Source organism: Ruegeria sp. YTSA108, from assembly GCF_059610185.1.
In genome coordinates, this window is record NZ_JBXWND010000001.1 from 264,979 (window position 1) to 279,470 (window position 14,492).

The window sequence follows — 14,492 nt, forward strand, 5'->3', positions numbered from 1 at the left end:
CGCAAAAACCGGGCAGAGATCCCCTGCCCGGTCTTATTCTCAGCGGCTGGACCCGCTAGTTTGTTATGATCTCCGGCCCCATGAAAGTGTTGGGCAGAAAGGTGGATATCCACGGGATATAGGTCACCATGATCAGGAAGACGAACAGGACCGCCAGGAATGGCAGGGCCGCCCGGACAACGCCCATCATCGGCATGCCCGCCACGCCCGAGGTCACGAACAGGTTCAAGCCGACCGGCGGGGTAATCATCCCGATCTCCATGTTCACAACCATGATGATGCCCAGGTGAATCGGGTCGATGCCTAGCTCGATTGCAATCGGGAACACCAGTGGTGCTACGATCACCAGCAGGCCCGAAGGCTCCATGAACTGGCCGCCGATTAGCAGGATCACATTGACCACGATCAGGAAAGTCACCGGCCCCAGACCTGCCGACAGCATGGCAGTTGCTATGTGCTGCGGAACCTGCTCATCGGTCAGTACATGTTTCAGGATCAAGGCGTTGGCGATAACGAACAGCAGGGTAACGGTCAGTTTCCCAGCTTCGAACAACGTCTGCTTGGTGTCGGGGTGAAAAATTGCCGTGATCAGCGCATAAGGCTTTCTGAGCAAAGAGATATTCTTTTCCTCACCCTCGGTGCTGAGGGGGCCCATGTCCTTGTAGACGAAGCTGGCAATCAAAAAGGCATAGACTGCGGCCACCGCAGCGGCCTCGGTCGGGGTAAAGATACCCCCATAGATGCCACCCAGAATGATCACGATCAGGAACAGACCCCAACCTGCTTCGCGTGCAGAGACTAAGATTTCGCCCCAGCCTTTCCATTCACCTTTGGGTAGGTTCTTGACCTTGGCCATCACATAGATGGTGATCATCAACATCAGCCCAGCCATCAGGCCGGGGATCACACCGGCGAGGAACATGCGGCCAACCGAAACTTCGACAGCAGCCGCATAGACCACCATCACGATCGACGGCGGGATCAAAATGCCCAGCGTCCCGGCGTTACAGATCACACCGGCGGCAAACTCCTTGGAATAACCAACCTGCCGCATCCCGGCGATCACAATCGAACCAATGGCCACCACCGTAGCCGGAGACGACCCCGACAGAGCCGCAAACAGCATACAGGCGAACACCCCCGCAATCGCCAGACCTCCGGGCAAGTGCCCCACGCAGGCAATCGAGAAACGGATGATGCGCCGGGCCACGCCGCCCGTGGTCATGAAGGACGAGGCGAGAATGAAGAAAGGGATCGCCAGCAGGGTAAAATGCCCTTCGAAAGCCTCAAACAAGGTACCTGCGACCGAGGCGAGCGAACTGTCGGAATAGATCAGCAGAAACAGGGTCGAACTGAGCCCCAGAGCCACCGCAATCGGTACACCGATCAACAGCAAACCTACGACCATCGAGAACAGAAGAATGACATCCATCAGTTGTGCTCTCCTTGCTGAGCGCGGACTTCTTCAATCTCGTCCTCGACTTCGTGACTGGCGACCATCCGATCGGCTTCTCCGCGCCAAATCTGTACCGCAACCTGCGCAAAGCGGATCACCAAAAGCAGCATCGACACGGGCAGAACCAGATACGGCACCACCTTGGGCAGTTTTTCATAGCCCTCGCCATAGTTGATCAGATCCTCCAGAAACCGCAGCGGGGCAACCATCGGAATGTCGTCAACCTCATAAAAACTCTGACTGCGCGCATCGAAGTTGAACCCGGTAGGGAACCATCGCCCCGATGTGGGTGGCAGATCCGCGAACACGGCCCAATAGTCATATGCGCCTTTTAGCATCAGCAGAGAAAACACCAGACAGCAGGCTACTGCGATCAGAGCCAAAATCCGTCGAGGCGCCGGGCTGAGCATGTTCAGGATGGCGTCCACTCCCAGATGGGCGTGTTTCTTGACGGCATAAGACGCCCCAAGCAGCACCAACCAGCCGAAGGCGAATACCGTCAGCTCCAGTGCCCATAGGATATTGGAATTAAAGAAATACCTCGCGATCACATTGGCAAATGTCACAGCCGTCATCAGGCCCAGCAACGATGCGATCAAGGTTTCTTCGATATGGTCGACCAGCCCGCCTTGGCCGGATTGCGCACCAGACATCTATCTGTCCCCACATTTTTTTGAGATAAGTGCTGTTTGGGCGGGCCAAATCGGCCCACCCTGCCTGCGCGTCGAATACTCCCCAGTCCCCGGACGCGCGGCGTATACCAGGATCAGAACCCGGCGTTGATAGCCTGTGCGGCGTCGATCTTTTCTTGACCCACGTCACCGGCGAACTGTTCCCAGACAGGTTTCATGGCGTCGATCCAGGCCTGACGCTGTTCAGGGTTAAGTTCACGGATGATACCGCCCGCATTTGTGATCGAGACCTTGGCTTCCTCGTTCACCGAGAAGGATTCTTTGTTCCGCTGTTCTGTCACTTCGCCCAGAATGGTCAGGAACTGTTCGCGCACCGCAGGATCCAGGCTGTCCAGCCAGTCAACCGATGTCACGACCAAATAGTCGATGACACCGTGGTTGGTTTCAGTGATACCGTCCTGAACCTCAAAGAACTTCTTGCCGTAGATGTTGGACCAAGTGTTTTCCTGTCCGTCGACGACACCTTGCTGCAACGCGCCATAAACCTCTGAGAAAGCCATTTTCTGCGGGCTTCCGCCAATCGCCTCCATCTGCGCGACCAGCACGTCAGAGGATTGGACGCGGAATTTCAGGCCATTGGCATCCGACGGATCGACCAGCGGTTTGTTGGCCGACATCTGTTTCATGCCATTGTGCCAGAATGCCAGCCCCTGCAGGCCACGGCGCTGCATGCTGTCTTTCATCGCCTGACCGTCAGCCGAAGCCTGAAATGCGTCTACCGCGTCAATGTTCTTGAACATGAACGGCAGGTCGAACAGGCGGAATTGCTTGGTGAACTTCTCGAACTTGGACAATGACGGGGCCGCCAGTTGCACATCGCCCTGCAACATCGCCTCAAGGACTTTATCGTCGTTATAGAGCGTGGAGTTCGGGTAGACCTCCATGCACATCACGCCATTCATCTCATCATTAACGCGCTGTTCCAGCAACGAGGCTGCAATACCCTTGGGATGTTTATCGGTATTGGTCACATGCGCGAATTTCACGACGATTTCGCCGTCTTCACAAGCGGCCATGCCTGCGGTTGCTGTTACGGTTAGAGCGACGGCCGTCGCTGCCGTTGTCAAAAATTTCATCAGTCGAGTTCTCCCAGATACTTCACTACGTCTCCGGACGTGCCGAAGTCGTCCCATGGCGGCGAGTGAACCGAATCGGGGTCAAGCCCTCAACTTATTGTGGGCTTCACTATCGGGTAGTATTTTTTCATTTATTTACTGAGTGTTACGCACTTCCTGTCTGGTATCCATTTGAGCCATTCGGGAACCCGTGCGAGAATCCGCACATATAAATGCCCCATTGTGTGGATTTCCGCACAAATAGCGATTCGCCGAACGCGAATCGTTTACCGGGATTTGGCTCTTCCCACGGTCCGCGTCAGCGGACTGCTACACCCAACAGCTTAACCGCATGACAATGCGGGAAAAGCTGGCAGGAGCTTTCACCTACGGTAGTCTTCCGGACGAATGTGATATCGCGCCAGTTTGTCGTAAAAGGTCTTGCGAGGCAGCTTTAGCGCCTTTGCGGCTTCTGATGCTTTGCCGTTATGCCGGCCAAGGGCAGCAATCAGCAGAGATCTTTCGACCCGTGCCATCTGCTCGCTCAACCCCAGTTCTGCGGCCTGCGAGACATCTTCGGGCATTCCCAGCACAAACCTCATTGCGGCTGACATCAGCGACCGTGCATTGCCCGGCCAGTCTCTGGTCATCAGCGATGCCAGATGGTCCGACGTGATTTCCGGTTCCTTTATCCCGGCCTGTTCGGCTGCCTGTGCTACATAGTGGCGGAAGATTACAGGTATATCCTCGGGGCGCTCGGCAAGCGACGGTATGCGAACGCGCATCACATCCAAACGATAGAACAAATCCGCAAGGAACCGTCCATCCGAAGACAATTCGGCCAGGTCAGTGGTCGTGCCCGCCAGAATTCGGGCGCCTACACCCTGTTCAACCATCTCCAGTGCTGCATATTGCGTGGCCTCGGGCATGGCCGAGATTTCGTCCAGAAAAAGGGAACCACCGGCTGCATCTTCGCAGACATGAACCAGATCGCTGGTCGACAAACCGGCGGATGGACGTTTGACAAATGGGCCCTGACTTTGCGGCGACATTAGGTGAACGACCTCGGCAACTTTGGACACTCCGCTGCCAGCCGGTCCGGTGACCAAAACTTCGGCCCCTGTCTGGGCTACTGTACGAACCCTTTCCCTCAGTTCTTCGGCCTTTGATGAGAGACCGAACAGCAGGCGTGCCGCTGGATCGCCGCGCTCAAGCTCGCTTTTCATCGCCCGTTGTTGCAGGACATGTTCTCGCGCCTCAGAGGCCTTGCCCAATACCTTTAACAGGTCAGCCGCAGCGCAGGGTTTTTCCAGAAAGTCGAACGCGCCCTGCCCCATGGCCTGCACTGCCATTGGTATGTCGCCTTCTCCAGTCAACAGGATGACAGGCAGATCAGCATCCATATCGCGGGTGTAGGTCAACAGGTGAAACCCGTCCCGACCAGGCATCCGGATATCCGACACGATCACTCCCGCGAAATCCTCCCGGATATGATCCTTCGCCGCCACAAAGGACCCGGCTGTTACGGGTTCATAATCGGCAAGCTCCAGCGTTTGGGCCAGCGCTTCGCGCACTGCCGAGTCGTCATCGACCAAAAGCACTTTGCGGGTCATGCTACCCCTACTTCCCTGAAATGTTCCAGTTCCACAGTGAATACCGCACCTGTCGGAGCGTTGGTGCCCCGAATATTACCACCAAAGCTTTGAACCAGACCATAAGAGATCGACAGCCCCAGCCCCATGCCCTCAGACGAACCGACAGCTTTGGTGGTATAGAACGGCTCGAACAGCTTCTCCGAGTTCTCGATCCCTGGACCTGTGTCGCTGACCGTGACCGTCAGGGTCTTGTCACTGTTTATCGCGATCTTGATCATGCGTTGTTGTTGCTCACTCATGGCATCGGCGGCGTTGTTAATCAGATTTACGAACACCTGCACCAATCTCACTTCGCCACCCCAAGCATAGATTGGGACATCCGGAGCCTGCCATTCCATACGAACGTTTTCCGAATTCAGCCGGGCCTCGGTCAATTCCAACGCCGTTTCTATTACCTGAACCAGATCAACTCTGCCCATGGGCTCGTTTTCATTGCGGGCAAAAGCCCTGAGGTTCTTGATAATTCGCGCCATTCGCGCGGCCAAATCGGAAATTCTGGTGAGGTTCTCGGCGGCTTTTGACTCGTCACCTCTGCTCAGAAAAGCCGTTCCGTTCTCGGCGAATTGGCGAATGGCCATCAGCGGCTGGTTCAACTCATGGCTGATGCCCGCCGACATCTGCCCGAGCGCACTCAACTTCCCGGCCTGTATAAGCTCTTCCTGCGCATGTTTCAGCGCGACCTCGGCCTCTTCCCGTTCATGAACCTCGCGCCGCAGGGCCGTGTTCGCGGCGGTAAGCGCATGGGTTCTGCGCGTCACGCGGCTTTCCAGCACCGCATTGGCCTCAGCAAGCGCGCGCCGGCGTTCGGTTGCCATGTACAAAAGCGCCCCGAAGGCTAGACAGATCGCAGCGACCGCCGCTGCTTGCAAATTCGCCAGACGGCGCGCCGGGGCCACATCCACCAGCACCTCTGCTGTCATGTCTATCACCGGTAGATCGAGCGTAAGGTGTAACGCATGCCGTGGCAGATACCGGCCCCAATTCAAGGTCCAAAGCTCGTGTCGTCCGATCAGATTCGACGAGAAATCAACCGCCTGCCCCTCGGGCGGCACCAGCCCCGGTTGACCTTCGGTCCGACGCCAGAACAACAGGTCGGATCGGTTCGAGATGAACACCACACCTTCCCCATCAATAAAGAAAATGGCCTCGGTACTGCCCCGCCAAGTCTGTTCGACATCTTGCACATCGGCTATAACCATCAATGCGCCTTCGACTATACCGGTGGGACCAAAGGCAGGGGCTGCATAGGAATAGGTTCGATCGCCGCTTGTGGACTCGACCCCGTGGGCACTGCCCATAGCACCCTGCATGGCGCGCCTGAATGCGGGATGGTCTGCCATCGTCAATTCAGGCACCGGGTGGGCGGCTGCAAGTACCCTGCCCAGACGGTCCAGATAGACAATGTTAACGGCGGCAGTTTTGTCTGCCACGTCCAGCAACACAGCCTGCGCGATGGCGCGATCACTCGGCGTGACAAGCGTTCGAACAGCCGGGTGGCTGGCCATCAAGACAGCCAGTTCCTGATAGACCTGCATTTGTGTGCTAAGGCGGTCGGCGGCCAATTCCAGATCGGCCTCAGCCTTATCGCTCAGCGGCGACAAAGCCTGACGAAAGCCGTATGACCACACTCCAACAGAGAGCAGCCCAACAGCAATCAGAAATGTCGAAATTAACCATACCCTTTGCATGACATTGGGTCTTGCATTCAACGCGCCTCATGGCAAGTGTGCCCGCCATGAAGACTTTGCATCAATCCCCTGTTGACCCGAATTTTGTCCAGAACCCTTATCCGATTTATGATGCGGCCCGCGCGCATGGCGACCTTGTGTATTGGGCCGACTACCGGATGCACGCTGCTGTATCCCACCGGGCGGTTCAGGCCTTGCTGAAGGACCGTCGTTTCGGTCGCGAAGTACCGGCGGAAATGCAACGTCCAGGTCCTGCGCATCTAGCCCCCTGGCTGATGGTCGAATCTCATTCGTTGTTGGAAGCAGAGCCGCCGCGCCACACCCGGCTTCGACGCCTGGTCATGCGCGCCTTTACGTCACGTGCCATTGCGGCACTGGAACCAACGATCCATGACCTCAGCCACAAGCTGATCGACGCCTTTCCGGATGCGTCGTTCGATCTGCTGGACACCTATTGCATGCAAGTTCCGGTCGTTACGATCTGCCGCCTTCTAGGCGTTCCCGAAGAGATGTCGCCCGAGCTTTTGCGCTGGTCCCATGACATGGTGGCGATGTATCAGGCCAGCCGCACACGCCAGACCGAGGATGCGGCGGCGGCCTCGGCAAAAGAGTTCACCGACTTTCTCTCATCTTACGTCGAAAAGCGCCGGTCTGACCCTCGGGATGACCTGATTACCCGGTTGATTGCCGCTGAAGAAGATGGTGAAAAACTGTCGCGTGACGAGTTGGTTGCAACTTGTATTCTGCTCTTAAACGCCGGTCATGAAGCCACGGTTCATTCGCTAGGAAATGGGCTCAGGACCGTATTGCAACAAGGTGTAAAAGCCGATGCCTTTCAGCCTGAAACCATTGACGCCACCGTCGAAGAAATCCTGCGCTTTGACCCGCCGCTGCATATGTTCACGCGCTATGCCTATGAAGAGATCGACCTGTTCGGGCACAGTTTTAAACGCGGTGACGAAGTCGCTTTGTTGCTTGGAGCCGCGAACCGTGATCCCCAAGTCTGGGCCGAACCTCATAAGTTCGATCCAACCCGCCCCATCCTGACCAACAGCAGCTTTGGCGCGGGTCTGCATTTCTGCGTCGGAGCACCGTTGGCCCGACTCGAAATGCGAATAGCGCTGGCGGCACTGTTCGAACGCTGTCCCAACCTAGCGCTCAGCGCGGAACCGGAATATTCCAACAGCTACCATTTTCACGGGCTAAAGCGGTTGATGGTTCAGGTCTGACCGCTAGTTCTCGATCAGGGCATTCAGCGGCAGCATGGTCGTCGACTTGATCTCTTCCATCGACAGCAGAGCCGTCACATTGTGGACGCGCACCTCGGAAATCAAAGTCTGATAGAACACGTCATAGGCGCGCGCGTTCTTGACCCGCACCTTGAGGATATAGTCGATATCCCCCGCCAGCCGGTGCGCCTCTTGCACTTCGGGGCGGTCCCGCAGCGCTTTCAGGAATTTGCGCTGCCAATCTGCCTCGTGTTCAGAGGTGCGGATCAGCACGAAGAACGTCGCCTCAAAACCAAGCGCCTCGGCATCCAATAATACCGTCTGCTGACCGATCACCCCGGCCCCTTTCAGCTTGCGGATACGATTCCAGACAGGCGTCTTGGAACTGCCGACGCGGGCTGCTATTTCGTCCAGCGATTGGCTGGCGTCGCGCTGCAGCTCAACCAGAATTTTCCGATCCGTGTCATCAATCCGCACTGACATTCCAATTTCTTCCTCGTTTCGAAACTTTCGTATCGCTTAACCAATACAGCGAAACGCTTGTTCTTATTTATGCGCACATATGGCGTAATACCGGGAATATTTCCTATATTGAGGGTCAAGTCAAACCAACCCGGACCGAAACATGCAAGTGACGCAAACATATCAGGACGCAGGCCATGTCGACTTTGTCGGCGCAGGCCCCGGTGATCCCGAATTGCTGACGCTCAAGGCCCTGCGCGCATTCGAGCGCGCGGAAGTTGTCCTGCATGACCGGTTGATCAGCGCCGAGGTGCTGGCCCTAGCCGGGCAAACGGCCGTTCTGGTCGATGTTGGCAAAGCCGGGTTCGGCCCCTCGTGGAAACAGGAAGACATCGACGCGCTGCTGGTAGAGTACGCCCTGAAGGGTCTACGCGTTGTACGCCTGAAATCCGGTGACCCCACCGTATTTGGTCGTTTGGACGAAGAAATCGACGCCGTCGAAGCAGCTGGCATCTCGTGGCAGATTATCCCCGGCATCACCGCAGCCTCGGCCGCAGTTGCGGGCATCGGGCAAAGCCAGACGCGCCGCGGGCGCAATTCCTCGATCCGTTTCCTGACCGGGCACGACATGAAGGGGTTCGCCGATCACGATTGGAGCGCCCTGGCGCAGCCCGGTTCGGTGGCGGCGATCTATATGGGCAAAAAGTCTGCCCGGTTTATTCAGGGCCGCCTGATCATGCACGGCGCCGACCGGGCCACACCCGTGACGCTGATCGAAAACGCGTCGCGTCCCGATCAGCGCATATTGACCACGACGCTGGATCACATGTCCGCCGATCTGAACGCCTCGGACATGGACGGCCCCACCCTTACTTTTTACGGCCTTGCCCCCCGCCAGGCAGCCAAGGCCCTGACTGAATTCAAAAGGAGCACGCCTGATGGCCCGCGCTTTTACCCCCAAAGTGGTAACCGCCAACGATCTTTTGGAAGGTGACGTCATCTATCTGACCGAGGACGACCGCTGGTCGCGTGAATTATCCGAGGCAGAGCTGATCACAGACGAAGCCCACGCACAGATCCGCCTTCTGGATGCCGAACGTCAGGCAGGCAAGATTGTCGGTGCCTATCTGGCGGATGCCATAGCTGGCGACGAAGGCCCAGAACCAACTCATTTTCGGGAAGACTTCCGCCGGACTGGTCCGTCCAACTATGCCCACGGCAAACAGGAAACTTCCCCGCAGCCCCGGGCCTGATCCCTGGCCCTCTCTCTCCCCTACATTGGCCCCAGGATCGGGGCTGCACTTAAGGACAGCTAATCATGTATCGCTACTCCGAGTTCGACACAGCATTTTTGGCAGAACGCAACAGACAGTTTCGCGCCCAGGTCGAGCGCCGCATTGACGGTTCGCTGACCGAGGATGAGTTCAAGCCGCTGCGGCTGATGAACGGCCTGTATCTGCAGCTGCACGCCTATATGCTGCGGGTCGCCATTCCTTACGGCACGCTGAACAGCGCGCAGATGCGCCAACTGGCCCTGCTGGCTGAAAAGTGGGACAAGGGCTATGGCCATTTTACCACCCGTCAGAACATCCAGTACAACTGGCCCAAGCTGAATGACGTGCCGGATATGCTGGACGCGCTGGCCGAGGTTGGCATGCACGCCATCCAGACCAGCGGCAACACCATCCGCAACGTGACCGCCGACCATTTCGCCGGTGCCGCCGCGGATGAGGTCGCCGACCCGCGCCCCTATGCGGAATTGCTGCGCCAGTGGTCGACCGACCACCCGGAATTCCAGTTCATGCCGCGCAAGTTCAAGATCGCCATCACCGGGTCTGAAAATGACCGCGCCGTGATCAAGGCACATGACATCGGCCTGCAACTGGTCGAGCGTGACGGCGTTCTGGGTGCTCGTGTCATCGTTGGTGGCGGCCTGGGCCGTACGCCCATGATCGGCAAAGAACTGTCTGACTTCGTCGCCTTTGACGATCTGCTGGCCTACCTTGAGGCCACCGTGTCCGTGTGGAACCAGATCGGCCGCCGTGACAACAAGTACAAGGCGCGCATCAAGATCACCGTGCATGAACACGGCATCGACGCCATCCGCGCCAAGGTGAACGAGCGTTTCCTGCAGGTCCGCCCGCAGTTCAAAGGCGCGGATATGAACCTGCTGGAAGAGATCAAGAGCCACTTCGCTGCACCCACCTTCCGCGAAGCGTCGGTTGCGTCGTTTGAAGGTGCCTACACCAACGATCCGGTCTTCCGCTCGTGGGTCGATACCAACATCGCGCCGCACAAGAATGCAGACCACGCGATTGTCACCATCTCGATCAAGAAGCACGGCGCAACGCCGGGTGATGCAACTGCCGAACAGATGCGCGTGATGGCCGATCTGGCAGAAGAGTACGCCTATGACGAGCTGCGCATCAGCCATGAGCAGAACGTGATCCTGCCGCATGTCCACAAATCGGACCTGCCCGCGATCCATGCCAAGCTGAAGGAATACGAACTGGCGACCGCCAATATCGGCCTGATCAGCGACATCATCGCCTGCCCCGGCATGGACTATTGCGCTCTGGCAACGGCGCGTTCGATCCCGGTTGCACAGGAAATCGCCACCCGGTTCGAAGACCTCAAACTGGAGCATGATATCGGCCACCTGAAGATCAAGATCTCGGGCTGCATCAACGCCTGTGGTCACCACCATGTCGGCCATATCGGCATTCTGGGTCTGGATCGTGCGGGCGTCGAAAACTACCAGATCACTCTGGGTGGCGACGGCACGGAAAACGCCACAATCGGCGATCGTACGGGTCCGGGCTTTGCCTATGATGAGATCGTTCCGGCCGTTGAGCGCATCGTCGAAACCTTTCTGGAGCAGCGTGAGGGCGCCGAAGAAACCTTCCTCGAGACCTATCGCCGTGTCGGAATGACTCCGTTCAAGGCGGCCCTCTACCCCGAGGCGCGAGCGAATGCCGCTTGATCTGATCCAGACTGAACTGGGCCGGGATAGACGTGAACTGACCGAACGGGTCAGTGAGTTGAACGCCCGGTTCCGCCACCACAGTGCGCATGACGTGATGCACGGAGCAATGGAAGAGATCGATGATCTCGCTCTGGTCTCAAGTTTTGGTGCGGAATCGGTGGTGTTGCTGCATATGGCGGCCGTGGTCGACAAGATGACCCCGGTGCTGTTCATCGACACGCAGATGCTGTTCACCGAAACGCTGGAGTATCAGCAGGAGGTGAGCGAGCGGTTGGGGTTGCGAAACGTCAAGATCATCCGCGCGGATGACGAGGATGTTCAACGCGACGACCCCTATGGCGCGCTGCGCCTGCGGGACATGGATGCGTGCTGCAACCTGCGCAAGACCTTCCCGCTGCAACAGGCATTGTTGGGATATGATGGCTGGATCACCGGGCGCAAACGGTTTCAGGCCGGGTCCCGCGCCACGCTTGATTTCTTTGAGGTCGAGGACGGCACAGGCCGGATCAAGGTCAACCCGCTGGCCCATTGGGCGCCCGAAGATGTACGCGCCTATATGGAAGAGAACAACTTGCCCAGGCACCCGCTGGTGGCCAAAGGATACCCTTCGATCGGCTGTGCGCCCTGTACTTCGCCGGTTAAACAGGGCGAAGACCCCCGCGCCGGACGGTGGCGCGATCAGAACAAGGAAGAATGCGGCATTCATTTTGTCGATGGCAAGATGATGCGCGCCGGAGAGAACACATGAACGTTATCGTAACCGATGAGGGGTTCGCCCCCGATGATTGGACTGATGGCTATGTCACGCTGGAAGACGCGGCCAATGATGTGGTCGCGCTGGATGTCAGCTCGGACACGGATCCCGATGAGCTTGCCGAACGGCTGGGCTGTGCCAAGATGGTGCGCATCGATTTCCCGTCCTTTGCGGATGGGCGCGGCTTTACCATCGCGCGGACCCTGCGCCTGAAAGGCTATACCGGTCGCTTGCGCGCCAAAGGCCATGTCTTGGCCGACCAGTATGCCATGGCGCGGCGCAGCGGCTTTGATGAGGTCGAGATTGAAGACACTCTGGCCGATCGCCAGCCCGAAGATCAGTGGGTGGCTCGCGCCAACTGGCAGGACAACAACTATCAGGCCCGCCTGCGCGGCTAAAATCGCCTTTCGCAGCCTCAAATAGGAACGTAGGGGCAAGAGCCACCTTTTCCTGACTTGGATCAAAGATTAAACGGAGATGTCGGTTTACTCCACCGGCAGTGAAACGATGACAGAGATGAAACCCGTGACCGAAGCAACCGCCGTGAAGGCCCCCGTTCTGCCGGACGCCCAGACTGTGACAGACGTCAAGCATTGGACTGACAGCCTGTTCTCATTCAAAGTGTCGCGCCCCGCGTCCTTGCGGTTCCGCTCGGGCGAGTTTGTGATGATCGGTCTGCTGGGCGACAACGGCAAACCCCTGCTGCGCGCCTATTCCATCGCCTCGCCGTCCTGGGATGAAGAGCTTGAGTTCTATTCGATCAAGGTACAGGACGGCCCGCTGACTTCGAAACTTCAGCACATCAAACCAGGCGATCAGATCATCCTGCGGCCCAAGCCGGTTGGCACGCTGGTCCATGACGCCCTGCTGCCTGGTAAGCGCCTGTGGTTCTTTGCCACCGGCACCGGCTTTGCACCCTTCGCCTCTCTGCTGCGCGAACCACAGACCTATGAGGATTATGATGAGGTCATAATCACCCATACCTGCCGCGAAGTGGCCGAGCTGGAATATGGTCGCCAACTGATTGAAGACATCCGTAAGGACGAAATGCTGGCTGAGCTGATGGGCGAAGGTTTTGCGGACAAGATTCGTTACTACCCGACCACCACACGCGAACAGAGCCCCAAAATGGGCCGCATTACCGAGCTGTTGAAAGACGGCACAGTATTTGCCGATCTGGCGATTGAGGGCGGCATCCAGCCGGATACGGACCGCGCGATGGTTTGCGGATCATTGGCTTTCAACCTGGATATCAAAAAAATCCTCGAGGATTTCGGACTGCGCGAAGGCGCAAATTCCGACCCCAAGGAATTCGTCATTGAAAAGGCCTTTGTTGGCTAATCCGGTTTGCCGGTCTGATATGCGACATCAGATCGGCAAAAACGCGGGAATATCATGGGAAATTCACGCTGGTGGTCACTTATGCCGCTTGAATCGTCCCGCAGCCCAGTCTAAATTCCGGGCTTGAAATTCTGCAATCATCAAAGGAATGAACCCATAGCTCGCAGACCTCACAACGCGCCGCCACAGAGAGACACCGGCCCGCGCGTCAATGATAAGATCCGTGCCCCCGAAATTCGCCTTATCGGCGCCGAAGGTGAAAATGTCGGGGTGGTTCATCCCGCCAAAGCCATGCAACTCGCGGACGAAGCCGGCCTGGATCTGGTCGAGATTTCGCCGAATGCAAACCCTCCGGTTTGCAAAATCATGGACTTTGGTAAATTCAAGTACGAAACGCAGAAACGCGAGGCCGAAGCGCGCAAAAAGCAAAAAGTCATTGAGGTGAAAGAGGTCAAGTTCCGTCCCAACACCGATACTCATGACTATGAAGTCAAAATGCGCAACGTGTTCAAATTCCTTGAAAACGGCGACAAGGTAAAGGTGACTCTGCGCTTCCGTGGTCGTGAGATGGCACACCAGAATCTGGGCCGTGAGCTGCTGGAACGTGTTGCCGTGGACACCAAGGAAATCGGCAAGGTCGAGAACATGCCCAAGATGGAAGGCCGTCAGATGATCATGATGATCGGCCCGCTGCCGCAGAAGTAAGCCCTGCGACAACTGCGTTATTCGAAACCCCCTCGGATTGAGGGGGTTTTATTTTGCGCTTCGGCTTTTGAGCCAGACCCTTGCGTCATTCACATCAAATGCCAACGAAATCAGGTCAATAACCAGTAGAAACACTAGAAATTTCGCATATCCGGTCGCCAGTTCAGCTTCGCTTGCAAATGCTGCAATCACGACGAAAACCATTGGCACCCAACATATTAGATGCGGAAATGCCATCGCTTTGCTCATCCCTCGTGTCGCCAGCATGATCGGAAGATTCAATGCCATCCCACCGATTGAGAGTGCTGCGATTAGAATACCATTTGGCTGATCCAGATACGCCAGAGGTGCCAGATTGGTCGGGATGAGCAGCACCACCAACCAGATCTGTACCCAAGCGGGCAAGTCCCGAAAACTCTTCCAGATGTCGACAATCATCATCGCTCCTTCAGGAATTGACCTTTTGTCG

15 protein-coding genes are annotated in these 14,492 nt (G+C 57.1%); 8 read left to right on the plus strand and 7 right to left on the minus strand.

Annotated elements, in window-relative coordinates; all coding sequences use genetic code 11:
• Positions 1-55: 55 nt before the first annotated feature.
• The 5 genes from AC2FHW_RS01375 to AC2FHW_RS01395 form a co-directional block, all read right to left on the minus strand.
• The gene (locus tag AC2FHW_RS01375; protein WP_282021297.1) at positions 56-1,432 is read right to left on the minus strand and encodes a TRAP transporter large permease; all 1,377 of its coding nucleotides are present in this window, start codon (positions 1,430-1,432) and stop codon (positions 56-58) included.
• A complete protein-coding gene (locus tag AC2FHW_RS01380; protein ID WP_142634075.1) occupies positions 1,432-2,109 on the minus strand; it encodes a TRAP transporter small permease in 678 nt (225 codons plus the stop codon). The genes AC2FHW_RS01375 and AC2FHW_RS01380 overlap by 1 nt, the downstream gene beginning before the upstream one ends.
• 113 nt (positions 2,110-2,222) lie before the next feature.
• Positions 2,223-3,224, minus strand: coding sequence for a DctP family TRAP transporter solute-binding subunit (locus AC2FHW_RS01385; protein ID WP_142634078.1), 1,002 nt, complete (start codon positions 3,222-3,224; stop codon positions 2,223-2,225).
• 362 nt (positions 3,225-3,586) lie between these two features.
• Positions 3,587-4,816: a sigma-54-dependent transcriptional regulator gene (locus tag AC2FHW_RS01390; RefSeq protein ID WP_496750504.1), complete on the minus strand. Its 1,230-nt coding sequence runs from the start codon at positions 4,814-4,816 to the stop codon at positions 3,587-3,589.
• The gene (locus tag AC2FHW_RS01395; protein ID WP_142634082.1) at positions 4,813-6,546 is read right to left on the minus strand and encodes a sensor histidine kinase; all 1,734 of its coding nucleotides are present in this window, start codon (positions 6,544-6,546) and stop codon (positions 4,813-4,815) included. The genes AC2FHW_RS01390 and AC2FHW_RS01395 overlap by 4 nt, the downstream gene beginning before the upstream one ends.
• Before the next feature lie 47 nt (positions 6,547-6,593).
• Between AC2FHW_RS01395 and AC2FHW_RS01400 the strand changes: the two genes are divergently transcribed.
• Positions 6,594-7,775, plus strand: coding sequence for a cytochrome P450 (locus AC2FHW_RS01400; protein WP_142635133.1), 1,182 nt, complete (start codon positions 6,594-6,596; stop codon positions 7,773-7,775).
• Between the two features lie 3 nt (positions 7,776-7,778).
• Here AC2FHW_RS01400 and AC2FHW_RS01405 read toward each other — a convergent pair whose 3' ends face one another.
• Positions 7,779-8,258 (minus strand): Lrp/AsnC family transcriptional regulator, encoded by a 480-nt coding sequence (locus AC2FHW_RS01405; protein ID WP_142634084.1) that lies wholly within the window; start codon positions 8,256-8,258, stop codon positions 7,779-7,781.
• A 142-nt stretch (positions 8,259-8,400) separates the two neighbouring features.
• Here AC2FHW_RS01405 and cobA point away from each other — a divergent pair, with 142 nt between their 5' ends.
• The 7 genes from cobA to infC all read left to right on the plus strand — a co-directional run bounded on the left by cobA (position 8,401) and on the right by infC (position 14,023).
• The gene (cobA, locus tag AC2FHW_RS01410; RefSeq protein ID WP_496821334.1) at positions 8,401-9,231 is read left to right on the plus strand and encodes a uroporphyrinogen-III C-methyltransferase; all 831 of its coding nucleotides are present in this window, start codon (positions 8,401-8,403) and stop codon (positions 9,229-9,231) included.
• The gene (locus AC2FHW_RS01415; RefSeq protein ID WP_142634089.1) at positions 9,176-9,490 is read left to right on the plus strand and encodes a DUF2849 domain-containing protein; all 315 of its coding nucleotides are present in this window, start codon (positions 9,176-9,178) and stop codon (positions 9,488-9,490) included. Before cobA ends, AC2FHW_RS01415 begins: the two co-directional genes overlap by 56 nt.
• A gap of 65 nt (positions 9,491-9,555) precedes the next feature.
• Entirely contained in the window at positions 9,556-11,220 is a 1,665-nt protein-coding gene (locus AC2FHW_RS01420; protein ID WP_496704709.1) for a nitrite/sulfite reductase, read from the plus strand.
• Positions 11,210-11,971, plus strand: a complete 762-nt coding sequence (locus AC2FHW_RS01425) for a phosphoadenylyl-sulfate reductase (protein ID WP_271946855.1) — start codon at positions 11,210-11,212, stop codon at positions 11,969-11,971. Before AC2FHW_RS01420 ends, AC2FHW_RS01425 begins: the two co-directional genes overlap by 11 nt.
• Complete coding sequence (locus AC2FHW_RS01430) at positions 11,968-12,375, plus strand: DUF934 domain-containing protein (RefSeq protein ID WP_142634095.1); 408 nt, start codon at positions 11,968-11,970, stop codon at positions 12,373-12,375. Before AC2FHW_RS01425 ends, AC2FHW_RS01430 begins: the two co-directional genes overlap by 4 nt.
• A gap of 109 nt (positions 12,376-12,484) precedes the next feature.
• The gene (locus AC2FHW_RS01435) at positions 12,485-13,318 is read left to right on the plus strand and encodes a ferredoxin--NADP reductase (protein ID WP_142635135.1); all 834 of its coding nucleotides are present in this window, start codon (positions 12,485-12,487) and stop codon (positions 13,316-13,318) included.
• Between the two features lie 123 nt (positions 13,319-13,441).
• Entirely contained in the window at positions 13,442-14,023 is a 582-nt protein-coding gene (gene infC / locus AC2FHW_RS01440; protein ID WP_246097134.1) for a translation initiation factor IF-3, read from the plus strand.
• A gap of 48 nt (positions 14,024-14,071) precedes the next feature.
• On the opposite strand, the gene AC2FHW_RS01445 is transcribed toward infC, so the two are convergent.
• A complete protein-coding gene (locus tag AC2FHW_RS01445) occupies positions 14,072-14,461 on the minus strand; it encodes a hypothetical protein (RefSeq protein WP_142634097.1) in 390 nt (129 codons plus the stop codon).
• Between the last annotated feature and the right edge of the window lie 31 nt (positions 14,462-14,492).